This window comes from Geobacillus sp. FSL W8-0026, assembly GCF_037966255.1.
GTDB classification, from domain to species: Bacteria; Bacillota; Bacilli; order Bacillales; family Anoxybacillaceae; genus Geobacillus; species Geobacillus icigianus.
Map to the genome: position 1 here is coordinate 2,077,689 of NZ_CP150194.1, position 22,608 is coordinate 2,100,296.

Genomic DNA, 22,608 nt, shown 5'->3' on the forward strand with positions numbered 1-22,608 from the left:
CTCTGCCCGTTCGGCCAATGGCCAAAGAGCAACGGCGCCTTTTTTATTGTTCCGGCCGTTTCAGCGCCAGCAGCGTCTGCTTTAGTTCCGCTTCCATCGCTGCGAGTTCGCGTTCAGCCTGCTGCCGTTTCAACCGACCTTCGGCTTGAATTTTTAACGTTTCTTCGAGCGTGGCGATCAAGTTTTCTTGCGTTCGCTTCAATGTCTCGATGTCGAGAAGGCCGCGCTCGTTTTCCTTGGCGATTTCGATGCTGTTTGTTTTCAACATTTCCGAATTGCGCAGCAACAGTTCGTTCGTCGTTTCGGCAACCCGCTTTTGCGCCTCGGCCGCTTTTTGTTGCCGGAAAAGGGTCAAGGCGATGACAATCTGATTTTTCCAAAGCGGGATCGCGTTTAAAATCGACGATTGGATGCGCTCGATCAATGTCTCATTCATATGTTGAATCATGCGGATTTGCGGCGCCGTTTGGATCGTCACTTGCCGGCTGAGCTTCAGGTCGTGCACCCGCTTCTCCAGCCGATCAGCGAACTGCCGCAAGTCCTGAACGTCCTGCCATGCCATTTGGTCGCCGGAGCGCTCAGCGGCCGCCTGCTTTTCGGGAATCGTTTTCGTCCGCAGCTCTGCAAGCTTATATTCGGCCGCCGCAATATAAATATTGAGCGCCTCAAAATAGTCTTTATTTTTCTCATAAAGCGTCTCGAGCATCATCACATCGCGGAGCAATCCATGTCGATGTTTCTCAAGCTGGTCGGCGATTTTATCAATTTCGACGCCGATTTTTTGATATTTGGCAACCATGCCTTGCAGCGGTTTGGCCACCGTGCCAAACAGGCGCGACAACCATCCTTTTTTCGCCGGCATGAGGTCATCCGGGTTAACCTCTTTAATTTTCGCCATCAGCTCGCTGATCACTTCGCCGATCGGGCCGGCATCTTTCGTCTGCACATGATGCAATATCGTATGGGAAAACTTCGACAATTCGGCTTGGGCTGCCACGCCATACTGTAAAATAGCCTGATGATTGGCTGGATCGATCTGTTTGGCAAGCGCCAGCGCTTTTTCTCTATGTTCCGGCTTTAACGTCTCAAGCACATTGGCCGGCTTTTCCGCCTCTTCGGCGAACGGCGCCGCCGGAGAAGAAAACGGTCGAGCCAACAGTTCATCGAGCACGCTTGTCCGTTCCTGTTCATGAGATAAGTCGATCCTGTCACGATTCCGTTCATCTAAGTCGATCCTGTCACGATTCCGTTCATCTAAGTCGATCCTGTCACGATTCCGTTCGTCCATCGTCATTCCCCTTTCGTTCGCGACAGCCGGTCAGCTCCCTTGTTTTGCTAACGCTTGAATTGCGGTTCTCCTTGCAGATAGCGGAGATGAAGCCGATCCGACTGCTGGAGCGATTGCTCAAGCACTTTCGCTTCCGTCTGCAGCGACCAAACGTCGCCTGACAACACATCAAGCAGCTGCCGCTCGGCCGCTTCGGTCAGCTCGCTGAGCAACCGTTCCGTCTTCCGCAGCGCTTCCGTCATGTCGGCGCTTTGCACCGGTTGCCGCGACAAATATACGTATTTTTCGACCATCTCCACTGCCGTTGGCCATTCGTTTAAGAAAAACGGCTGAACAAGGCGGAGCTGATGCGGCTTTTGTTCGATGATGCGGATGAGCTGATCAACGACCGCCCCTAACCGCGAGACAGTTTGCCACATCGCTACCGAGCGCAGCCGGTACCGAGCGCGGCGCAGCCGCTTCCATAACGCCCGCGCCTCGTGAAGCTGACTGCGGACGTAAGCCTGCTCCTCAACCGGCACACCGGCCGCCAAGCGATGCCGCCTCTTCATGACGGCCGACACTCCCCACATCGCCGCCATTCCCGATACGAACGACGGCCAAAAGCGAAAATCAGCGGCGAAAAAAACGACAACAGCCGTCACAGCCCCAACGTTCCACGAAACAAACCAACGCCATATCGTGCGAAACAATGGCTTCACGTTTCCATCCCTTTCTTCATCTTTTCTTCCATTATAGCATGTCCACATTTTGATACGCACAAGCTTTCCGGGAAGTTTCATCAAGCAAAACCCCCGGCCTTGTCCGGCTATGAGGTTGAACATTGGCTGCGCATCACCGTCCGCGACCCAAAAAAAGCCAGCTCCATTTACGAAACAGGTGTCACTCACGGGGCAAATCTGGCCCGCGGCTTGGAATTTCGGCTGGCAAACGAGCCGGTGTACTATCAACAGGCGCTCGCACGAGCCGTCCACAATGCCAAAGAAAAAGCGCTGGCCATTGCCCGCGCTCTTGGCTTGCCGCTTTACGATCTACCCGTTGAGCTGAAAGAGAAGCCCGCCTCGCCGCCGGCACCATACTCGCAAACGGCTGTTGCTGCTTTTTCCAAAGCGCCGCCCATCCAGACACAAGATGTGGCCATCTGTGCCGCCGTTAAAGCGATATTCGCCTATTCATTCATTTCGTGAGGTCGATTTCGCGAACGCGGGCCCCGCCGAACAACTCGACGCGGACCGTTTTCTTTTTCCCGTTTCGATCAACAACCGTGATCTCGTACAAACCCGGCAAGCACGGGCCGATTTTTTGAACAAACGGGTCTTTCGTTGCTTCCCCCTTCATTGTCACTCCATTGACAACAAGCGTTACCTCGGGGTCATCGACGCGGACATGGAGAAAATAGAAAGCAGGCTCAAAAACGTACCGATCCCTAAAGGCATGGATCGCAAACACAGGGGGACGGGATGTCAGCCCTTTGATGTATACATGCTCGCCCTTGCGCTGGCGGTCAAACTCTTTATCCAATTCATCATACGCTTCAGAATGCCGATCAAAGTAAGCGAATAACGGCGCCAGCGTTTTTTCATTGATCGGCACCTCTTCATTCGTCACCCGCAGCATCCCCCGCAAGGCAGCTACATCATGATCGTCAATGGCATTTTTTAGCTGGCGAATGGCCATTTCACGGCTGGCCGCTGTTTTTAACGCGCCGTACCCGTTCCAAATCAACGTTCCTGCTCCCCAAGCGACAGCCAAAGCGAAAAACAGCCAGCTGAAGAAACGAACGGTTTTTTTTCTCTTTTCCCGGGACAACACATGCGCTTGCTGGCGTCTCGCATAACGCGCCAACGCCGCCGCGCCGTCTTTCCCGCTTCCCCCCTCAATTCTGTCCGGCTCAGACGTATACGGCTTCATGTTGCCTTCCCCTCTCCTTCTCTCTATCTAATTCCACTTTATGTAAGAGACAGGGAATCTATGTTACATGAACACCGATACGTTTTTTATTATAATGATCAATAAAAAAAACGGGTAGCCGTTTGCACAGTCCCGGCCACCCGGACATTAAGACAGCGAGACACTGGATCGCCGCGCGGCTTGTCGAAACATCCAAGCATACAACCCCGCGCTGGCCAAAGCAAGCAAACCGAGATACGCAAACGTCCACGTATAACCGATCCAAGTCACCGCCGCCAGCGACACCGGCGCCAGCATCCGACCGATCGTAAAACGAAGGCTCGCCGCGGCAAAATATTGGCCGCGCATATCCCTAGGAGCTAGCTTCGACACAAACGCCTGCTGTAAGCCGGCCGTCATCAGCTCGGCGAACGTAAACAGCGCCATCACCGCCATCAGCTCGATGATCGATGTGGCATGGCTAAACAACCACATCGTGACGCCGTATACCATTGACGAACCAATAAAGACCCATCGTTCATTGTAGCGGCCCATCCACCGCGTCACGACCACCGTGCCCAGGGCGACAAGCAACCCGTTTTCCGCAATCAGCAACCCAAACGCCTGGGCCCCGTCCACCGTAAAACGGCCCCATACGGTTTCCTCTTTCATTATTTCTTTTGTATACACAGGAATCAATAAATCAAGTTGCATGAACGTTTGCGCCACCAATACCCCAGCGGCGATAAACAAGAAAAAAGTCCGGTCGCGGACGATCACAACGTACTGCCGGATTTGTTCACGCCAAAACTGCGTCCATGACCCCGCTTTCTGGCTGGGCGCTGCCAATGGCGCGGTTTCGCGCAACTGTTTCGCCAATAGCGTCGCCATCGCGAAACATGAGCCAGCAGCAGCCATTAGCAACGCAAACTGATGGTCCGCATAAAAGAGCCCCCCGATGGTGGGGCCGATCACTACCGAAATGTTGACCGAGGTATAAAATACGGCAAACACATGACTCCGCTCTTGTTCCGGCACAACATCCGCCACCATCGCTTGGCTGGCCGGCCAATAAAACGCCCCGCAAATGCCGGCAAACGTAAAACAAAGAAACCCGACAAACGGCGACGACCACCATGGCGTGCTAGCCAAAGCAAAGAACAAAAACGCTGCCCCTTGCCCGTAGGCGGACAGCACCATCATCCGCTTGCGCCCGAACACATCGGCACAATAACCGCCGCACAAATTCGCCACAACAGAAAATAGCTGTGACACGATCAACAACACGCTCGCCGTTTCTTTGCCGAACGAATCGGCAAAGTAAATAGCCATAAACGGAAAAAACATCCAAAATGTCGTATTCATCAGCGCCTCGCCAAACAGGCGCACTTTCAAGTTGCGATCCCACTCACGTATTCGCATCCGCTGTCCCCCTAATCTTTCGTCTCTCAAACTTCTTTGGAAATTATATCATATTTTTATTGGAACGGTAGAAATAGTTTTCAAATAAAAGAATGACCCAAACGTTGTTTTCCTGAAACGAAACGCAACATACGGTTTTTGACCATAAGAAAAAGGTGCCCCATCCTTTTGGGACACCTTCGACTGACATGTATATCTTACTTGCGGATGAATTGCTGCGTCCAAATATAGCCGTTTTCTTCAAAACCAACGCCGATATGCGTAAAGTTTTTGTTCAAAATGTTTGCCCGATGGCCTTCGCTGTTCATCCACGCATTGACGACTTCTTGCGGGGTGCGTTGGCCTTTGGCAATGTTTTCCCCAGCGGCTGTGTACGAGATGCCGAATTTTTTCATCATCTCAAACGGGGAGCCATACGTCGGGCTGTTGTGCGAGAAGTAGTTGTTGACCGCCATATCGCGCGATTTCTCGCGAGCGACTTTGCTGAGGGCCAAGTCAACTTGAAGCGGCGGCAAGCCGTATTTCGCCCGTTCTTTGTTCGTCAGCTCAACAACTTGCTGCTCATAGGCGTTTAAGCCGGTTGTTTTTTGTGTGCCGGTCTTTGGTGCCGTAGCTGGCGTTTTCGCCGGCGCTTGCGTATTGGCTTGCGGTTTGGCCGCCGTCTGTTTGACCGTTGCTGGCGCTTGTGGTTTTGCCGTTGGCTGTTTCGCCACCGCCGTTGGCTGTTTTGCCGCCGGTTGTTTTGTTACCGGCTTTACCGGTTGGAACGACACGAACGGGAAGTATTGTTGCAACCATTTCTCCACATCTTGAACGTTTGTGCTGACATATTTTACTTGATACGCATTCGCTGTCGGACATGTTGTCCCAGCTGCTTCCGTTTTCGTTGCCGCGAACGAAGCGCCGATGAGTGCGACCGAAGCGGCGATGGTTGCTACCATTTTTTTCTTCATGAGAATTCCTCCTTGTATCCTCTATTTAAAAGTCTCATAGATCTTGCGTCCATCTGACTACACAACGAGATTCGAAGGGAAACGATTTTCTTGTTCCCTTGCCTCGTCCCCATTATAGCACGGAGTTTTTGTAATATTTTTGGTCCAAAATGGAAAAATTAGCGCATTGGCAGCCTTCGGTAAAAAAGACGCTTGTTTTCATTGCCAAATCAACTCTAATTGTTGATGGTTGCAACAGTTGGAAGTAACATCCTTTCACTAACAGTCATCCCTCTTTTTCCTGTATCCCCTCAACCATCTATATTTTTCTTGCAAAAAAGGAGTTGACAGCCTCTCATTTCGGCCGTTTCGTTTAACAATTGTTACAGCTGTGTGACAAAACAGAAGAGAACCTCAATGTTTTGTTATAAAAAAAGAAGCTGCGGCGTTTCGCCCCAGCTTTGATGGTTATTCATGCTGTTGATCGACAATGAGTGCGGTTTGCACTTCGTTCGGCTTCGTCGATGAGCTGCTCATCGATCAACTTTTTTGTTTTTTCGATGACCGTTTTTCCGTCCGCCTTGATCGCCGTCTCATCCCGCTGTTCGAGCGCCAACGCCGCCTTTAGTTCTGCAAACCCTTTATATCCTAATTTTTTGGCGAACCGGACGATCGTGTTCGGCACTGTATAAAGCGCTTCCGCCATTTTTTGAATCGGAATGTCGGCGATCTCCTCACGGTGTTTGATAATGTAATCGACAATTTGGTCATCCGTATCGTTCAGCTTATCGGCATACAGCCGCACCCGTTCGTCAAACCGCATCGGTCTCCCATCCCCCACCATCTTCTCGTTTGCTACTATTTTAGCAAGAACCGATGGCGGTTGGCTACAACGCTTGTTTCCGACTTTTTGAATGGCTTCACTTACTATATAAGCAGCTTTTTTAGATTGCCTTTCTCATGTTTTAAAACGAGTTCCAAACGTTCGTTCACTTTTTGGAAATATTGATCGATCATCGTCCATTCACCTCTTAAGCGCTTGATTTTCTATCTCTAAACTAGATTTGGCCCCCAACAGCCGCGGCTGAAACACTCCTGCAGCCAAAAAAACGGCTTCCTATCAAAGGAAACCGTCCATCAGCTCGTTGTATTTGTTTCTTTATTGCCCTGTATACCCACCAACCGGGATGTTGTCTTTCCGGGCAACGCCGGTGCGGTAAGCCGCTTCAATCACCGCCTGGCGGACGCGTTCCACGACTTTGCTGTTGAAGACGCTCGGGATGATGTATGTTTCGTTCAATTCATCCTCCGTCACGACAGAGGCAATCGCCTTCGCGGCAGCGAGCTTCATTTCTTCGTTAATCTCTTTCGCCCGGCAGTCCAATGCACCGCGGAAAATGCCGGGGAAGCAAAGAACGTTGTTGATTTGGTTCGGATAGTCGGAACGTCCGGTCGCCATTACGCGCACGTGCGGCTCGGCCAGCTCCGGGTCGATTTCGGGAATCGGGTTGGCCATCGCGAACACGATTGGGTCGCGCGCCATTTTTTTCACGTCTTCGACTTTCAAAATGCCGGGGGCGGAAACGCCGATAAACACATCCGCGCCGGCGATCACATCCGACAAGCTTCCTTTCAGATTATCTGGATTCGTCATTTGCGCATACTCTTGCCAATACGGATTGTCGTACGTTTCGTCGCGGTGGATGGCGCCGTGGCGGTCCACCCCGATAATGTTGCGCACGCCAGCGGCAAGCAAAATTTTCGTGCAAGCAATGCCGGCCGCGCCAATGCCGGTTAAGACGACCTTAATGTCTTCCAGCTTTTTATCAACAATTTTCAAGGCATTGAGCAATCCGGCGAGCAGCACGACCGCCGTGCCATGTTGATCATCATGGAACACCGGAATGTCCAACTCTTCTTTCAATCGCTTTTCAATTTCAAAACAACGAGGAGCGGAAATGTCTTCGAGGTTAATGCCGCCAAACGCCGGAGCGATCGCTTTCACAATTTGAATAATCTCTTCCGTGTCTTTCGTGTCCAAGCAAATCGGAAACGCATCGACGCCGGCAAACTCCTTAAACAGCATCGCCTTCCCTTCCATGACCGGCATCGCCGCATACGGGCCGATGTCGCCAAGCCCGAGCACCGCTGTGCCATCCGAGACGACGGCGACCGTATTCCGTTTAATCGTCAGCGAATACGCTTTGCGCGGATCTTCAGCGATGGCCGTGCAAACGCGCGCCACGCCCGGCGTATACACCCGCGACAAATCATCGCGCGTTTTCACCGGAATTTTCGAGCTGGTTTCAATTTTCCCCCCGATATGCATCAAAAACGTGCGGTCGGAAACGTTCACAATTTTGACGCCCTGAATCCGTTTCAGCGCTTCGATGATCAAGTCGCACTGTTTCGTATCAAGCGCACTGACGGTGATGTCGCGCACCGTATGGACTTTGCTTGATGAGATGACGTCAATCCCGACGATGTCTCCGCCCGCCTTGCCGATCGCCGCGGCGATATCGCTAAAAGAGACGCGGTCTTTTTCAAACTGAAGACGAATCGTAATGTTCATCGCTGCCCCGCCTGGTAATGCCATACCCATCGTCCTTCCTTTTCTCTATATTTTGTAAATGGTCTACGGTACAAATGTTATCTTATGAGCGCCAAAAAGACAACCCTTATTGTTCGAACAAGCCAAACGGATGCTGGCGTGACAGGCAAAGCGGCCAGCGCAGAAACAAGCCCACTTTGGCTGCATCAGTCGGTAGGAGTTTCACGAAAAAAAAGCGGCCTTCCCGGATGCAGGAAGACCGCTGCCTTTCCGCTATTGAAGCAGGCGGAGAAACTCGCGCATAAACGCCGGCAAATCCGGCCACGCATGGGCGGAAACAAGGTTGCCGTCGACATGCACCGTACGGTCGGACACATACGTTGCTCCGAGCGCTTCAACCCCCGGTTTGCAGGCGATATACGCCGTCAAGCTCCGCCCTTTCAGCACCTCCGGCATCGTCTCAAAAATGAGCGAAGCATGGCAAATCGCCGCGATCGGCTTATTCGCCTCAAAGAAATGACGGACGATGCGCTGCACATTTTCATCAAGGCGAATGTATTCCGGCGCCCGCCCGCCCGGAATGACTAACGCATCGTATTCGGTCGGGTCGATCTCGGTAAACGAGGCATGGGCGTCGATCAAATAGGCTTGTTTTTCCACGTACGTATCCCAGTCGGCAAAATCATGGACAACGGTGTGCAGTTTCTTTTTCTTCGGCGCGGCAATCGTTACGTCATGCCCTTCCTCCAACAAACGATAATACGGATAATACACCTCCAGCGCCTCAACAGCGTCGCCGGTGATGATCAACACTTTTTTGCTCATCGTTCTCGCCCCCCTTGTCCATTCTTTCCTTCTCTTTTATCATAATGGAAACGGACGGAAAGGAAAAGCAAAATGATTGTCGAATCGATAGAAAAAGGGGCGTGTGAAGCTTTAACGAGGAAAAAGCGCATGATCAAGGAGGAATCAACCATGACCATTGCCTCTTGGCTCGCCGAATCGCGCCGAACGGTGGTGCTTACCGGCGCCGGCATGTCGACCGAAAGCGGGCTGCCGGATTTCCGTTCGCCGCGCACCGGGCTGTGGGCGCGTTTTAACCCGAGCGAACTCGCTACCATCGATGCGTTGTACCGCCGCCGCGAGTCGTTTGTCGAGTTTTACCAATATCGCATCCGCACCTTGCAGCAATGCCAGCCGCATGATGGACATCGCCTGCTCGCCGACTGGGAGCAGCGCGGAATCGTGCAGACGATTGTGACGCAAAACGTCGATGGATTTCATCAACAAGCCGGCAGCCGATGCGTCATCGAACTGCACGGCTCGCTCCGAACCGTCCATTGTCAGCGGTGCGGGCAATCAAAGCCTAGCTTTGTCTATTTGCACGGTGTGTTGACGTGCGAATGCGGCGGTGTTTTGCGTCCATCGGTCGTATTGTTTGGCGAGCCGCTGCCGGAGAATGCCATCAATGCAGCGTGGGAAGCCGCCCGCCAAGCGGACTTGTTCCTTGTGCTCGGCTCATCCTTGCAAGTAGCGCCGGCGAACCAACTGCCGCTTGTCGCCAAACGAAACGGCGCCAAACTCGTCATCATCAATTGGGAACCGACGGAACTTGATGATCTCGCTGACGCCGTCATCCAGCAACGGAAAATTGGCGACGTGCTGAAAGAACTTAACGAACAGCTGACGGGAGGAACGTCATGAACCGGGAAGCGATGTTACAAGAGGCGCTTCGCTCAATCGGCGATGATTCACGAATCCGCCATTGGCGGCGCGTATCCGGCGGCGACATCAATGACGCCTACCGCGTCCAAAGCGGCAAGCAAACGTATTTCATCAAAATGCAGCGCTTTCCGCCAACCGGCTTTTTCACCGCCGAACAAGCAGGATTGGAACGGCTTCGCCAGGCGGACGCCATCCACGTCCCGGCTGTCTTTGGCGTGGGGGAAGCAAACGGATGGGGCTGGCTTGTCCTCGAGTGGATTGAAGGAACAGAAACAGCGCAGACGGCCAAACAGCTCGGGCGCGGCCTCGCCCGCCTCCATCGATGCCGCGGGCCGGCGTTCGGGCTCGACCACGATACATATATCGGGACGCTGCCACAACGAAACGGCTGGTACGGCCGCTGGCTTGACTATTACCGCGATGCCCGACTCGCCCCGCAAATGAAACGGGCGGCGGCAAACGGCCTCCTGCCCGCCGAGCGACAAAGAAAGTTGGAGCGGCTGCTTGAGCGGCTTGACCGCTGGATTCCAAACGATTGTTTTCCGTCGTTGTTGCACGGCGACTTATGGGGCGGCAACTGGCTTCCCGGTCCCGGCGGAGCTCCTTATTTGATCGACCCGTCCGTGTTTTACGGTCATTATGAGTTGGAGATCGCGTTCACCGAGCTGTTTGGCGGCTTTCCCGCTCGGTTTTATGCAAGCTATCAAGAGCTGATGCCCCTTACTCCGGAGTATCATGAACGAAAACCGCTTTACCAGCTGTTTTATTTACTCGTGCATTTGAATCTGTTTGGCGAATCGTATGGCCGATCCATCGACCGCGTGCTTGAACGTTATGCGGGGGAGTAGCCCCCCGCTTGACTTGACCGCTCATTCCGGACGCAACACCAGCGTGCTGCCGTTGACTTTTCCTAAACTTGTTACATGGTACGTGCCGTTGACCCAGTTGTCCATACGAACAGCCCTTTTTGCGAAAACACCGCCTGTATGTCGATAAGGAGCGGATGCTCAAGCAGGCCCGCTCCCCAGTTCGCTCATTCTGCGCCGATCTTTTCAAGCAGCGCATCGCCGTTTCGGCTGACGCGCACATAAGCGAAACGGGCGTCCCGCCACCGTTCCCCGCTTTGTTCCGGCACGAAATACGATTCAATCCCGTATACGACTTGCGTACTATAAAAAGTGCCGTTAATCAAAATATCCCCTTGTTGCCGCTTAAATCCGGGCCATTCTTCCCCATTCACGGCGTACACCCCAGCAAAGCGATGCACCCCATCCGGTCCCTTTCGCAGCGCAACTTTCACCTTGCCGTTTCCATCCAGAGACGAGATCGTAGAAATGTCATAGCGAAGCCGGATATAATCCCCTTGCAGCACAGAACGCGGATCCACCGGCTCGAGCGCTAATTTTACCACCTGTCCGTCTCGCAATAGCCGTTCTTTCTCCCATACGGTATATCCGGTAAACAGAAATTGGGCAACAACGATCAACAGGACACCGAAGGAAACGTTGCGAGGCCACGCCGCCTCCTTAGGGAAATGAAGCCGATTCCGTTTTTCCAGCCAAACAGCCCAAGCGAGCAACACCACCCCAGCCGCCAACAAACTGACCGATTTATGGAGCAAGTTCCACGCCAGCTCATAATATTTGAGCACAAAATAAAGAACGGTATACCCCCAAGCAATGGTCCGCTCGCGGCGCCGTCGTTGAAACAAGAAAAAGGCGAGCACCGCTACCATAGCGAGATTGGACGCCATATAAAGCCCATCAGGTTCGGAGATGTGAACACTTGTCGCAATCCCGAGCGCACTAAGCGCCAGCACGAGCGGGGTCGCGGCCGTCTTCCCTCTCCATCGACTGTACGCGTACAACGCCCCGTTCCATAGGGCGAGCAACAACAGCTCCACCCGTCCATTCTCCATGTTCCCATCAAGCACTACATACAAATAAAGCGTCAACGCAACCGTCGTCAACCGCTGCATCCCGCGCTCCGGGACACGGATCACTCCCACGGCGAGCACGGCGATATAAAGAACCAACACCACCGTCGACAGTTCCCACGTCACCGTCCAGCCAAGCCCGTAACCGATCGCCAGCAGCGTATAACGCACAACGGCGTTCCAACGGCGGCCGAGCCAAGCCGGAAGCACCAATCCAAAGATCGAAAGGAAAAACAGCACATACGGCGACCACGTGTCCGCCCACAGAAAATACAAACCGAGCAAACTCGATATGGCCAACGACGAAGCTGCGAGCGTAATCACCGCTTGAAACGCAGCCAAAAACCATTTCCCGGCCCGCGTTCTCGCCGAAAACACTCCGGCCCGGCGCAAAAAGACGACCCCGCCGTACAGGACGATGGTGGAAACGACAAGTCCGAGAAGAAGCAGCCATGTTTCAAAATGATCCACCAGCAAACGGTGGTATTGAATGAACAAAAACAAGCCGGCAAACAAACTCGTCAGCAAACCATAGCCACGCTGTTTGGCAACCGAGAAAAAGTAGTAAAGCAGCCCGACAAGCAGCGCCGCATACACGTACGGCCACCAAACATCGCGCCCGTACGAAAAGCCGGTGATGCCGATGACAAGCAGCCAGCCGTGCATCGCCGCATACGCGGGATACGCTGTCCAAGGCGAACGGCTGAAGCGAACGAGCGCGCCGTTGATCGCAGCGAACAGGAGCAGCCAGCCAAACGATGCCCATTCCGTCCACTCGATATGGTAAGCGGAAGGAAAATAATAAAACCAGCAAGCAAGTTGCAGCAGCACGACAGCGATGACCGAAAGCGCCGGATCTTTCGTCAGCCGCGCCAACAACGCTGTCGGCGCCAGCCAAATGAGGAACAACCAATAACTGTCGGCGTGAGAATTATAAATTTGTCCTACTAACGCCAATGAGATGCCAAACGACAACACCCCACCGATCAACATCCAGCGCCCTAAAAAGCGATGGCGGCCCGCCAAAGCAGCGCTTGCTCCATAAAACCCCGCCATCATGCCGATACTGATCCCGACTTTCGCCTCTCGCCCCATCTCCGGCCAGTTGGCGGCAAAAAAATACACGATGCCGGCAATGATGCACAAAAACGCCAACGCATACCCTGTTTTCACGATCCGGGCCGCCATATCGCTTCCCCCTTGTCACTGGTTTTTTCTATAAAAATATATGCAGAAAAAGCTGTCTAGAAGACCGTTGAAAATACGCCTTATTTCCTCGCACGTTTCCAGCTGCTGCCGGTTCGCTAGGATGCCGGTGATTTAAGGAAGCAGGTCCCTTACCAACCTCGTTTCTCAAATAGAAAAGCCTTGTCGCATCAGGATCATCTTTCAAACGCTCCCCCATTGCTCAAAAGAAATAACCGTTTTTCGCCAGCCCCCTAGAAGGCTCGCGGATAGGGTGGTGCTCCAACAGCGCTTCTTAAGCTGACACTGTCGGAAACACCACCCTCTTTCTCCGTTTTGTTTTCCAACGGTTGTTTGTCACCAGTCTTCTCGGTTCCTGCTTGCGATGAAGAACATTACAGTTGGAGATGATGTTTTAAGTGGAAAATTTCCATATCATGCTCGGCCACTTTTTTTATCAAATAATCGATGGATGTTTGCTTGGAAGAGAATTCGCGCGAAGCCAGATCAAGAGCGGCCTGATGCTTATGAAGCATGTTCTCGATGTGGCGAAAGTGGCTCCGCATTTCTGTTGCAAGGTTGTCCACTTTTTCTTCGACCCGTTCAACTTTCACTTCAAGCCGTTGTTGTCCTTCTTTGAGCGTTTGCACGTCGCCTTTGACCACGTCCATGTCCGCTTTCAGCGTTTGCACGTCGCCTTTGACCACGTCCATGTCCGCTTTCAGCGTTTGCACGTCGCCTTTGACCATGTCCATGTCCGCTTTCAGCGTTTGCACATCGCCTTTGACCATGTCCATGTCTGCTTTCAACGTTTGCACATCGCCCTTGACCATGTCCATGTCTGCTTTCAACGTTTGCACGTCGCCCTTGACCATGTCCATGTCCGCTTTCAACGTTTGCACGTCGCCCTTGACCATGTCCATGTCCGCTTTCAACGTTTGCACATCGCCTTTGACCATGTCCATGTCTGCTTTCAACGTTTGCACGTCGCCTTTGACCATGTCCATGTCCGCTTTCAACGTTTGCACATCGCCTTTGACCATGTCCATGTCCGCTTTCAGCGTTTGCACGTCGCCTTTGACCATGTCCATGTCCGCTTTCAACGTTTGCACATCGCCTTTGACCATGTCCATGTCTGCTTTCAACGTTTGCACATCGCCTTTGACCATGTCCATGTCCGCTTTTAATGTGCGCACATCCTCTTCCACTCGGTCAAGTCGCTGTTCCAAGCGGGCTTGTCCCTCTTGCAACAACTGCACTTCACCTTCCAAGCGCGCCTGTCCTTCTTTCAGCGCTTGGATCTCAATTTCCAAACGCACTTGTCCTTCTTGAAGGGCCCGGACATCGCCTTCGATCCGATCGAGCCGCATGTGGATCGGATTCAACTTTTGGTCAAGCAATTCAGCCATTAGTTGCACGAGTTCGGCTTGACTCATCGTTTCTCACCTCCTTTCCTCCATTGTATCATGGTCCCACACAACGTCATAGTATAGAAAAAGAGATTTTCTGCGCCTTTTCGACAAGACGAGACGCTAGATCAAGCCGATGAATCGGCTTCATCATCAAATCACTATGGGGCAAAAGTGATTTTTTGATGATCAGCTACCAACGGTCGCCTCGATGAATCGACATCCGATAAAGAGCAAGGCAGGCCGACAAGTAAGCGCCGCCAAGCACAAACCCGCCAAGCACATCAGACGGATAATGCACTTGCAAGCTTAGCCGGCTTAAGCCGGTTAAGAGCGCCAGCGTCGCAAACACGCCGTAAATGGCCGCCCGCTCCCCGCGCTTTGTGCGCGTTTGCGCCAAAAAATACGCCAAAAGCAACAAATAAATCGTCCCGATCATCGCGTGGCCGCTCGGAAAACTGAATCCTCCGATCTCGGAATGCGGCGGGCGCTCCCGCCCAACCACATGCTTGATCCATTCATTGATGCCATACCCCCCACCAACAGCGACGACCACCAACACCATTCCATAGACATCGCGGCGGAAAAACCATAAACCAATAACAAGCATCACACTGATGATGCCTATTGTTTTCCCATTGCCGAGAAACGTAAACGGATCGAGCCATTGCCATGAATCAAACAGCTGCAGCCCACCTTCGTCAGCCGCCTTTGTCACCCCGGCGGCCACGCTTGCCCAAACAGCCAAAAAAAAGACCGCGCCGACAGCCGCTATCATCCATAACCGTCGGTTCACTCTGACTCACTCCTTGTCGATGCTTCCTCACAACCGCATCAGTCGGTTGTCCACTACGAGATCGTCAAATAGATTTGTATGGAGATGAAACCCAAAAGAAACATTGAAAGTTTCTCAATAATATTTTTACGAACAAAAGAAAAATCCTCCTTAAAAAGCAGCACTTTTTAAGGAGGAAACAACCGTTACGACGGCAGCTTCGTCTCTCCCATCAGGAACCGGTCCACTTCACGGGCCGCCCCCCGGCCTTCGTGAATCGCCCAAACGATCAGGCTTTGGCCGCGGCGGGCGTCGCCGGCCGCAAACACGCCTTCAATGTTTGTCGTATATTTACCGTACGGAGCTTTCACTTTATTGTTGACCGTTTCCACACCAAACTGCTGCAACAGTAGCTGTTCAGGACCTTCGAAGCCAATCGCGATGAACACCAAATCGCACGGCCATACTTGCTTCGTCCCCGGAATTTCTTGAAAGGTCGCTTTGCCGTTTTCATCAATGATTTTTTCCATTTGAACCGTATGCAGTTCTTTCACCCGGCCGTGCTCGTCGCCTACGATTTTTTTCGTTTGAATGCAATATTGGCGCGGGTCTGCCCCGAATTTCGCCTTCGCTTCCTCATACGCATAATCAAGCGTGAACACGAGCGGATATTGCGGCCACGGGTTATCGTCTGGGCGCTTGTCCGGCAACGCCGGGTGTTTGCCAAACTGGACGACGCTTTTGCAGCCTTGGCGCAGCGCGGTCGCCACACAGTCAGCCCCCGTGTCGCCGCCGCCGATGACGATGACACGTTTGTCCTTGGCGTCAATAAACTGACCGTCGGCAAAATTCGAATCGAGCAAACTTTTCGTGACGCCTGTTAAATAATCCATAGCAAAATGAACGCCTGTAAGCTCCCGACCTTCAATGGCCAAATCGCGCTGCTTTTGCGCCCCAACGCACAACACAACGGCATCGTATTGAGCGCGCAGCTCATCGGCGGTAATATCTTTGCCGACTTCGGTGTTTACAACAAAGGTGATGCCCTCTTCTTCAAGCAGCCGCACTCGCCGTTCGACGATGTCTTTTTCCAGCTTCATGTTCGGGATCCCGTACATCAACAAGCCGCCGATGCGATCGGCCCGCTCGTACACCGTCACCGAATGGCCGGCTTGGTTAAGCTGGTCGGCACAGGCGAGCCCGGCCGGGCCGGAGCCGACGATGGCCACCTTTTTTCCGGTGCGCGTTTTCGGGATGCGCGGTTTCACCCAACCTTCGGCAAACCCTTTATCAATAATGGCCCGTTCGATTCCTTTGATCGCCACCGCTGGGTCGGAAATGGCCACCGTACACGATCCTTCGCACGGCGCCGGACAGACGCGGCCCGTAAACTCTGGAAAGTTGTTCGTTTTCAAGAGCCGATCGAGCGCTTCTTTCCAACGGCCGCGGTACACTAAATCGTTCCATTCCGGAATGAAGTTGTGCACCGGGCACCCCGAGGTGAGACCGTTCAGCTCCAATCCCATATGGCAAAACGGCGTGCCGCAATCCATACAGCGAGCTCCTTGGCGCGCCAACACGTCTTCGGAAAACGGCTTTGTATATTCCTTCCAATCGTCAAGACGGGAAAGCGGGTCGCGCTTTTTTTCTTCCTCGCGAGCATATTCCATAAACCCCGTTGCTTTTCCCACGACGGTTCCCCTCCTTCTGCGTCCTCTCTTCTCTCCGCTCTATCCTTCCCGCCTGTTTGGCAGCCAAAAAGCGAGCCCCGCGGCGGCGCGGGGCCGAAGCGGCGCCGCCATGCGCAGCCGACCGAAAAAGCGGGACTACTTTGCGGCCGCTTGCAACATTGGAGCGTTGGCGGCAGCCGCTTTTTTCTGTTTCGCCACCGTTTCAAACGCCGCCATGGCAGCTTCATCATACGAAAGCCCGGATTGTTCGAGCGCTTGAATCGTTTCCACCATCAGTTTGTAGTTGTGCGGAATGACTTTAACAAACCGTTTCACATAAGCGTCCCACTCGTCAAGCACGAGCGAGGCCCGCGGACTCCCGGTATAGCGGAAATGGTTTTCGATCATCCGGCGGACGGCGCGAATTTCTTCCTCATTCTCGAGCCGTTCCAAGGAAACGAGCTCAAGGTTGGCTGCTTGCGTCCAGCTATCTTCATCAGCGAGAACGTAGGCGATGCCCCCCGACATGCCAGCGGCGAAGTTTTTGCCGACCGAGCCGAGGATGACGACACGGCCGCCGGTCATGTACTCACAGCCGTGGTCGCCGACGCCCTCGACAACGGCATGGACGCCGCTGTTGCGCACGCAGAACCGCTCGCCGGCGCGGCCGCGAATATACGCCTCGCCGCCCGTCGCTCCGTAGAAGGCGACGTTGCCGATAATGACGTTGTCCGCTGCCGCAAACGGCGCCTCATCCGGCGGACGGACGATCACTTTGCCGCCGGAGAGTCCCTTGCCGACGTAATCGTTCGCGTCGCCGACAAGCTCGAGCGTCATCCCTTTCGGCACAAACGCCGCGAAGCTCTGCCCTGCCGATCCGGTGAAGCGGAGGCGGATCGTATCATCCGGCAATCCTTCTTCGCCGTACCGTTTCGAAATTTCGCTGCCGGTCATCGCTCCGACCGTCCGATGGACGTTGCGGATCGTAAGTTCAAGCGCAACCGGCTCCCGGTTTTCGAGCGCCGGCTGCACCGCCGGCAAAATCGTCGTATAGTCAAGCGTTTCTTCCATGCGATGGGTTTGTCCTTGGCCGCAAGTGCGCGGGCCGTCGACTTGGTGCAGCAGGCGCGACAAGTCGAGATGTTTCGCTTTCCAATGCGTTTTCGCCCGCTCACTCACTGTCAGCACATCGACGCGGCCCACCATCTCGTCGATCGTGCGGAAGCCGAGCTCGGCCATGATCTCCCGCACTTCCTGAGCGACAAAATACATGAAGTTGACGACATGTTCCGGTTGGCCGGTAAATTTTTTGCGCAGCTCCGGATTTTGCGTCGCCACCCCGACCGGACATGTATCCAGATGGCAAACGCGCATCATGACGCAGCCCAACACGACGAGCGGCGCCGTCGCAAACCCAAATTCCTCGGCGCCAAACAGCGCCGCCATCACAACGTCGCGGCCGGTCATCAGTTTGCCGTCGGTTTCCAACACGACGCGGTCGCGCAAGCCGTTGAGCATCAGCGTCTGGTGTGTTTCCGCCAAACCGAGCTCCCATGGAAGCCCTGCGTGCTTAATGCTCGTCTTCGGCGACGCGCCCGTGCCACCGTCATAACCGCTGATGACGATGACATCGGCGTTCCCTTTCGCCACGCCGGCCGCAATCGTGCCGACGCCCGCTTTGGCGACGAGCTTAACGCTGATGCGCGCGTCTTTGTTCGCATTTTTTAAGTCGTAAATGAGCTGAGCCAAATCTTCGATCGAGTAAATGTCATGGTGCGGCGGCGGAGAAATGAGCTCCACCCCCGGCGTCGAGCCGCGCACTTTGCCGACCCACGGGTACACTTTGTTGGCCGGAAGCTGCCCGCCTTCGCCTGGTTTTGCACCTTGGGCCATTTTAATTTGCAATTCGTCGGCGTTGACCAAATAATGACTTTTCACGCCAAAACGCCCGGAAGCGACCTGCTTGATCGCGCTGCGGCGCCAGTCGCCGTTTTCGTCCTTCACATAGCGAGCCGGATCTTCCCCGCCTTCACCGCTGTTGCTTTTTCCACCGATCCGGTTCATGGCAATCGCCAACGCCTCATGCGCCTCTTGGCTGATCGAGCCAAACGACATCGCTCCGGTTTTGAAGCGGCGGACAATCGACTCGACCGGCTCGACTTCGTCAATCGGCACCGGCGTCCGGTTCGGATCGAAGTCGAACAAGTTGCGCAAGAACGTCAACTGTTCTTCATTGGCCAGTTTCGAATATTGCTTATAAAGATTGTAATCATTTTTCCGGCACGCCCATTGCAACAAATGGATCGTCTTCGGATTGAACGCGTGATGTTCGCCGTTGCGCCGCCATTGCAGCTCGCTGCCGGTATCGAGCACATGATCTTCGTGCCGGGCGGCAAATGCCGCTTCATGGCGCATTTTCGCCTCTTTGGCGATTTCCTCAAGCCCGATGCCGCCAATTTGCGAGGCGGTGCCGGTGAAGTATTGATCAATGACGGCGTCGCCGATGCCAACCGCTTCAAAAATTTGCGCACCGCGGTAGCTTTGCACCGTCGAGATGCCCATTTTTGACATCACTTTGACCACACCGTCAACAGCCGCCTTCCTATACGTGCTCACCGCGTCACGGTACGACAAGGCAATGACGCCGTTTTCGGACGCCTGGCGGATCGTCTCGAGCGCCAAGTACGGGTTGATGGCATCCGCCCCGTAGCCGATCAGCGCCGCAAAATGATGGACTTCGCGCGCCTCGCCGCTTTCGACCAGCAGGCTGACGTTTGTGCGCGTCCCGTTCCGGATCAGGTGTTGATGAAGCCCGCTCACCGCCAGCAACACCGGAATCGCCACATGCGTCTCATCAACGCCGCGGTCGGACAAAACGAGAAGCGTTGCCCCGTTCGCGATCGCTTCGTCCGCTTTGGCAAACAACTCATCCAACGCTTGCTTCAAGTCATCCGTAAACAGCGTCGGCAGCACCACACATGTAAACTCCGGATACGGATTGGCTTTTAACGCGGCCAATTCTTCGTTCGTCAATAGCGGCGTCTCAAGGCGAATGCGCCGCGCCGCTTTGGCGTCTGGATGCAAAATGTTCCCTTCTTTGCCGAGCAGCGTCATCGTTGACGTGACGACATACTCGCGAATCGCGTCAATCGGCGGGTTCGTGACTTGGGCAAACAGCTGCTTGAAGTAGTTGAACAAGCTTTGCGGCCGCTCGGACAATACGGCCAACGGGGCATCCATGCCCATGGCGCCGGTCGGGTCTTTTCCTTCCGTCGCCATCGGCAAAATCGTTTTTTCCACATCTTCAAACGTGTAGCCGAACGCTTTTTGCCGTTTGACAAGCTGCTTCGGCGCTTCGACGTCCTCCGGAATCTCCAGATCGCCAAGCGTGATCATTTGCTCATTGATCCATTGGCGATACGGCTTTTCATGAGCGATTTCTTCTTTAATTTCCTGGTCAGAAATGATCCGCCCTTGCTCTAAATCAACAAGCAACATTTTCCCCGGGCTCAGCCGTTCCTTATATAAAATGTTGTTCGGATCGATATCAATGACGCCGACTTCGGACGAGAAAACAATGTAATCGTCTTTCGTGACGTAATAGCGGGCCGGGCGCAAGCCGTTCCGGTCCAAAATAGCTCCGATTTGCTTGCCGTCGGTGAACGAAATCGCCGTCGGGCCGTCCCACGGCTCCATGAGACAGCTATGATACTCGTAAAACGCCTTTTTCGCGTCATCCATTTGTTCATCCCAAAACCACGGTTCCGGAATGAGCATCATCGCCACATGGGCCGGATTACGGCCAGCAAGGACGAAAAATTCAAACGCATTGTCCAAAATCGACGAGTCGCTCCCGTTTGTATCCAAAATCGGCAACACTTTTTCCAAATCGGTGCCGAACGTTTCGGACACAAATTGCTTCTCGCGCGCCGCCATCCAGTTGACATTGCCGCGGAGCGTGTTAATCTCGCCGTTATGAATCAAATAGCGGTTCGGATGGGCCCGCTCCCAGCTTGGGAACGTGTTCGTGCTGAAGCGCGAGTGCACGAGGGCGAACGCCGAGCGGAACCGTTCATCCTGCAAATCCAAATAAAACGCATCGATTTGTTCCGGCGTAAGCAGCCCTTTATAGACAATCGTCCGGCTCGAGAAGCTCGCTACATAGCACTCGTTGTGTTCCACCCATTTTTCGAACTGTTTGCGGATCACATACAGCTTCCGTTCAAACGCCAGCTCATCGGCCGCATCATCCCCTGCCGCGACAAACACTTGACGAATGAACGGTTGGCTTTGCCGCGCCAGCTTGCCAAGCTTGGTGCCGTCAACCGGCACGGTCCGCCAGCCGAGCAGCTGTTGTCCTTCCTGGGCGATGATTTCATTTACTTTTGCTTCATAATACGCCCGTTTTTCTTCATTTTCCGGCAAAAAGAACATCCCGACCCCATAGCGCCCTTTTTCCGGCAAGTTCATCCGAATGCACACGTCTTGAAAATATTCGTGAGGAATTTGCGTCATAATGCCCGCGCCGTCGCCCGTTTCCGGATCGCTTCCCTGCCCGCCCCGATGTTCAAGCTGACGGAGCATATGGAGCGCTTTTTCGATCACATCATGCGATGCTTTTCCTTTTAAATGCGCATAAAACCCGATCCCGCACGCGTCATGTTCAAATTCCGGACGATACAGCCCTTGCGCTTTCGGTAATCCGTAGTGTTTCATGCTGCCTTCCCCTCCCGTTCCGAATTGTCTGTAATATTCATTGTAGTTTTCAAAATTAATATAAACAATATATAATTTAGATAAAATTGATCTCATTTCGCGATCAATGAAAAAGGAGAGGAAACAATGGAGCTGCGGCAGTTGCAATATTTTGTGGAAGTCGCCCGGCGCGAACATGTCTCTGAAGCCGCCGATGCCCTTCATGTCGCGCAGTCGGCGATCAGCCGGCAAATCGCCAACTTAGAAGCAGAGCTTGGCGTCCAGCTCTTTGAACGGGAAGGACGGAACGTCAAGCTCACTCCGATCGGCCGCCATTTTTTGCCGCACGCCGAAGCGGTGTTAAAAGCGGTTGAGGATGCAAAGCAACAAATTGAGGAGTATTTGGATCCGGAGCGCGGAACGATTAAAATCGGGTTCCCGACCAGCCTCGCGAGCCATATGATGCCGATGGTCATCTCCGCCTTTAAAGCGGAACACCCAAACGTCTCGTTCCATCTCCGCCAAGGATCGTACTATTATTTAATCGAAGCGGTGAAAAAGCGGGAAATTGATTTGGCCTTTCTTGGCCCCATTCCCGCGCGCGAAATGGGCATTAAAGGGGAAATTTTATTTTCCGAACCGTTTGCCGCCCTCTTGCCGAACAGCCACCCGCTCGCTCGCCGCGACCGGATCGTGTTGAACGAACTGCGCCACGACCCGTTTGTCACGTTTCCCAAAGGATACATTTTGCATCAAATTTTAATCGACGCCTGTCATCAAGCGGGGTTTTCCCCGAACATCTCCTCGGAAGGCGAGGATCTCGACGCCATTAAAGGGCTCGTCTCCGCCGGCATCGGCGTCACTCTGCTGCCGGAAAGCGCCTTGTCGGAGAGCCTCCTCCGCTACGCCGCCAAAGTGCCGATCGAAACTCCGCAAGTGCGGCGCAACGTCGGCATCATCATCTCCGACCATCACGAGCTCGCCCCGTCGGTGAAAGTGTTTTACCGGTTTGTGAAAAATTTTTTCTCCGAGCTGGAGCGGTATCAGCTTGGGTAGGAAGCCCGAACGAAAAGGGAAGGGGAGATGCCGCTTCCCCCTCCCGCTAAACAACATGAGAGCGTTCGTTTCAC

At 53.7% G+C, this 22,608-nt stretch carries 17 protein-coding genes; 4 read left to right on the forward strand and 13 right to left on the reverse strand.

Annotated elements, in window-relative coordinates:
• Positions 1-43: 43 nt before the first annotated feature.
• A complete protein-coding gene (locus NST29_RS10465; RefSeq protein WP_051985113.1) occupies positions 44-1,234 on the reverse strand; it encodes a toxic anion resistance protein in 1,191 nt (396 codons plus the stop codon).
• A 101-nt stretch (positions 1,235-1,335) separates the two neighbouring features.
• The gene (locus tag NST29_RS10470) at positions 1,336-1,989 is read right to left on the reverse strand and encodes a 5-bromo-4-chloroindolyl phosphate hydrolysis family protein (protein WP_033022697.1); all 654 of its coding nucleotides are present in this window, start codon (positions 1,987-1,989) and stop codon (positions 1,336-1,338) included.
• Between the two features lie 33 nt (positions 1,990-2,022).
• Here NST29_RS10470 and NST29_RS10475 point away from each other — a divergent pair, with 33 nt between their 5' ends.
• On the forward strand, positions 2,023-2,475 hold the full coding sequence (locus tag NST29_RS10475) for an SIMPL domain-containing protein (RefSeq protein ID WP_268746102.1): 453 nt from the start codon (positions 2,023-2,025) through the stop codon (positions 2,473-2,475).
• On the opposite strand, the gene NST29_RS10480 is transcribed toward NST29_RS10475, so the two are convergent.
• The 6 genes from NST29_RS10480 to NST29_RS10505 form a co-directional block, all read right to left on the reverse strand.
• Positions 2,465-3,199 carry a hypothetical protein gene (locus NST29_RS10480; RefSeq protein WP_033022645.1) on the reverse strand — a complete coding sequence of 245 codons (735 nt, stop codon included), beginning with the start codon at positions 3,197-3,199 and terminating at the stop codon, positions 2,465-2,467. The two genes, NST29_RS10475 and NST29_RS10480, sit on opposite strands and share 11 nt — an antisense overlap.
• A 147-nt stretch (positions 3,200-3,346) precedes the next feature.
• Positions 3,347-4,600: an MFS transporter gene (locus NST29_RS10485; RefSeq protein WP_033022646.1), complete on the reverse strand. Its 1,254-nt coding sequence runs from the start codon at positions 4,598-4,600 to the stop codon at positions 3,347-3,349.
• Positions 4,601-4,797: 197 nt separating this feature from the next.
• Positions 4,798-5,553 carry a CAP domain-containing protein gene (locus NST29_RS10490; protein ID WP_339232137.1) on the reverse strand — a complete coding sequence of 252 codons (756 nt, stop codon included), beginning with the start codon at positions 5,551-5,553 and terminating at the stop codon, positions 4,798-4,800.
• 451 nt (positions 5,554-6,004) lie between these two features.
• Positions 6,005-6,355: a hypothetical protein gene (locus NST29_RS10495; RefSeq protein ID WP_339232992.1), complete on the reverse strand. Its 351-nt coding sequence runs from the start codon at positions 6,353-6,355 to the stop codon at positions 6,005-6,007.
• A gap of 336 nt (positions 6,356-6,691) precedes the next feature.
• Complete coding sequence (locus tag NST29_RS10500) at positions 6,692-8,128, reverse strand: NAD-dependent malic enzyme (protein ID WP_033022649.1); 1,437 nt, start codon at positions 8,126-8,128, stop codon at positions 6,692-6,694.
• A 228-nt stretch (positions 8,129-8,356) separates the two neighbouring features.
• Complete coding sequence (locus tag NST29_RS10505; RefSeq protein ID WP_033022650.1) at positions 8,357-8,908, reverse strand: DJ-1/PfpI family protein; 552 nt, start codon at positions 8,906-8,908, stop codon at positions 8,357-8,359.
• Between the two features lie 150 nt (positions 8,909-9,058).
• On the opposite strand from NST29_RS10505, the gene NST29_RS10510 reads away from it, so the two are divergent.
• On the forward strand, positions 9,059-9,787 hold the full coding sequence (locus NST29_RS10510) for an NAD-dependent deacylase (RefSeq protein ID WP_033022699.1): 729 nt from the start codon (positions 9,059-9,061) through the stop codon (positions 9,785-9,787).
• Positions 9,784-10,656 (forward strand): fructosamine kinase family protein, encoded by an 873-nt coding sequence (locus NST29_RS10515; protein WP_033022651.1) that lies wholly within the window; start codon positions 9,784-9,786, stop codon positions 10,654-10,656. The genes NST29_RS10510 and NST29_RS10515 overlap by 4 nt, the downstream gene beginning before the upstream one ends.
• A 185-nt stretch (positions 10,657-10,841) precedes the next feature.
• Here the strand turns inward: NST29_RS10515 and NST29_RS10520 are convergent, their stop codons facing one another.
• From NST29_RS10520 to gltB, 5 genes are all read right to left on the reverse strand, one after another.
• Positions 10,842-12,932 carry a GDYXXLXY domain-containing protein gene (locus tag NST29_RS10520; protein ID WP_033022652.1) on the reverse strand — a complete coding sequence of 697 codons (2,091 nt, stop codon included), beginning with the start codon at positions 12,930-12,932 and terminating at the stop codon, positions 10,842-10,844.
• A 392-nt stretch (positions 12,933-13,324) separates the two neighbouring features.
• Positions 13,325-14,365 carry a hypothetical protein gene (locus NST29_RS10525; RefSeq protein WP_324697507.1) on the reverse strand — a complete coding sequence of 347 codons (1,041 nt, stop codon included), beginning with the start codon at positions 14,363-14,365 and terminating at the stop codon, positions 13,325-13,327.
• 166 nt (positions 14,366-14,531) lie between these two features.
• On the reverse strand, positions 14,532-15,116 hold the full coding sequence (locus tag NST29_RS10530) for a phosphatase PAP2 family protein (protein WP_033022700.1): 585 nt from the start codon (positions 15,114-15,116) through the stop codon (positions 14,532-14,534).
• A gap of 203 nt (positions 15,117-15,319) precedes the next feature.
• Complete coding sequence (locus NST29_RS10535) at positions 15,320-16,804, reverse strand: glutamate synthase subunit beta (RefSeq protein ID WP_033022654.1); 1,485 nt, start codon at positions 16,802-16,804, stop codon at positions 15,320-15,322.
• A gap of 135 nt (positions 16,805-16,939) precedes the next feature.
• A complete protein-coding gene (gltB, locus tag NST29_RS10540; protein ID WP_033022661.1) occupies positions 16,940-21,499 on the reverse strand; it encodes a glutamate synthase large subunit in 4,560 nt (1,519 codons plus the stop codon).
• A gap of 126 nt (positions 21,500-21,625) precedes the next feature.
• Between gltB and NST29_RS10545 the strand changes: the two genes are divergently transcribed.
• Entirely contained in the window at positions 21,626-22,534 is a 909-nt protein-coding gene (locus NST29_RS10545; RefSeq protein WP_033022665.1) for a LysR family transcriptional regulator, read from the forward strand.
• The last annotated feature ends 74 nt before the right edge of the window (positions 22,535-22,608 follow it).

What these genes read in the sequence shown, in the direction of transcription:
- gltB (WP_033022661.1), bottom strand. Translation starts at nt 21,499, where the DNA reads ATGAAACACTACGGATTACCGAAAGCGCAAGGGCTGTATCGTCCGGAA.
- NST29_RS10525 (WP_324697507.1), bottom strand. Translation starts at nt 14,365, where the DNA reads ATGAGTCAAGCCGAACTCGTGCAACTAATGGCTGAATTGCTTGACCAA.
- NST29_RS10500 (WP_033022649.1), bottom strand. Translation starts at nt 8,128, where the DNA reads ATGGCATTACCAGGCGGGGCAGCGATGAACATTACGATTCGTCTTCAG.
- NST29_RS10490 (WP_339232137.1), bottom strand. Translation starts at nt 5,553, where the DNA reads ATGAAGAAAAAAATGGTAGCAACCATCGCCGCTTCGGTCGCACTCATC.
- NST29_RS10510 (WP_033022699.1), top strand. Translation starts at nt 9,059, where the DNA reads ATGACCATTGCCTCTTGGCTCGCCGAATCGCGCCGAACGGTGGTGCTT.
- NST29_RS10495 (WP_339232992.1), bottom strand. Translation starts at nt 6,355, where the DNA reads ATGCGGTTTGACGAACGGGTGCGGCTGTATGCCGATAAGCTGAACGAT.
- NST29_RS10545 (WP_033022665.1), top strand. Translation starts at nt 21,626, where the DNA reads ATGGAGCTGCGGCAGTTGCAATATTTTGTGGAAGTCGCCCGGCGCGAA.
- NST29_RS10485 (WP_033022646.1), bottom strand. Translation starts at nt 4,600, where the DNA reads ATGCGAATACGTGAGTGGGATCGCAACTTGAAAGTGCGCCTGTTTGGC.
- NST29_RS10515 (WP_033022651.1), top strand. Translation starts at nt 9,784, where the DNA reads ATGAACCGGGAAGCGATGTTACAAGAGGCGCTTCGCTCAATCGGCGAT.
- NST29_RS10480 (WP_033022645.1), bottom strand. Translation starts at nt 3,199, where the DNA reads ATGAAGCCGTATACGTCTGAGCCGGACAGAATTGAGGGGGGAAGCGGG.
- NST29_RS10505 (WP_033022650.1), bottom strand. Translation starts at nt 8,908, where the DNA reads ATGAGCAAAAAAGTGTTGATCATCACCGGCGACGCTGTTGAGGCGCTG.
- NST29_RS10530 (WP_033022700.1), bottom strand. Translation starts at nt 15,116, where the DNA reads ATGATAGCGGCTGTCGGCGCGGTCTTTTTTTTGGCTGTTTGGGCAAGC.
- NST29_RS10520 (WP_033022652.1), bottom strand. Translation starts at nt 12,932, where the DNA reads ATGGCGGCCCGGATCGTGAAAACAGGGTATGCGTTGGCGTTTTTGTGC.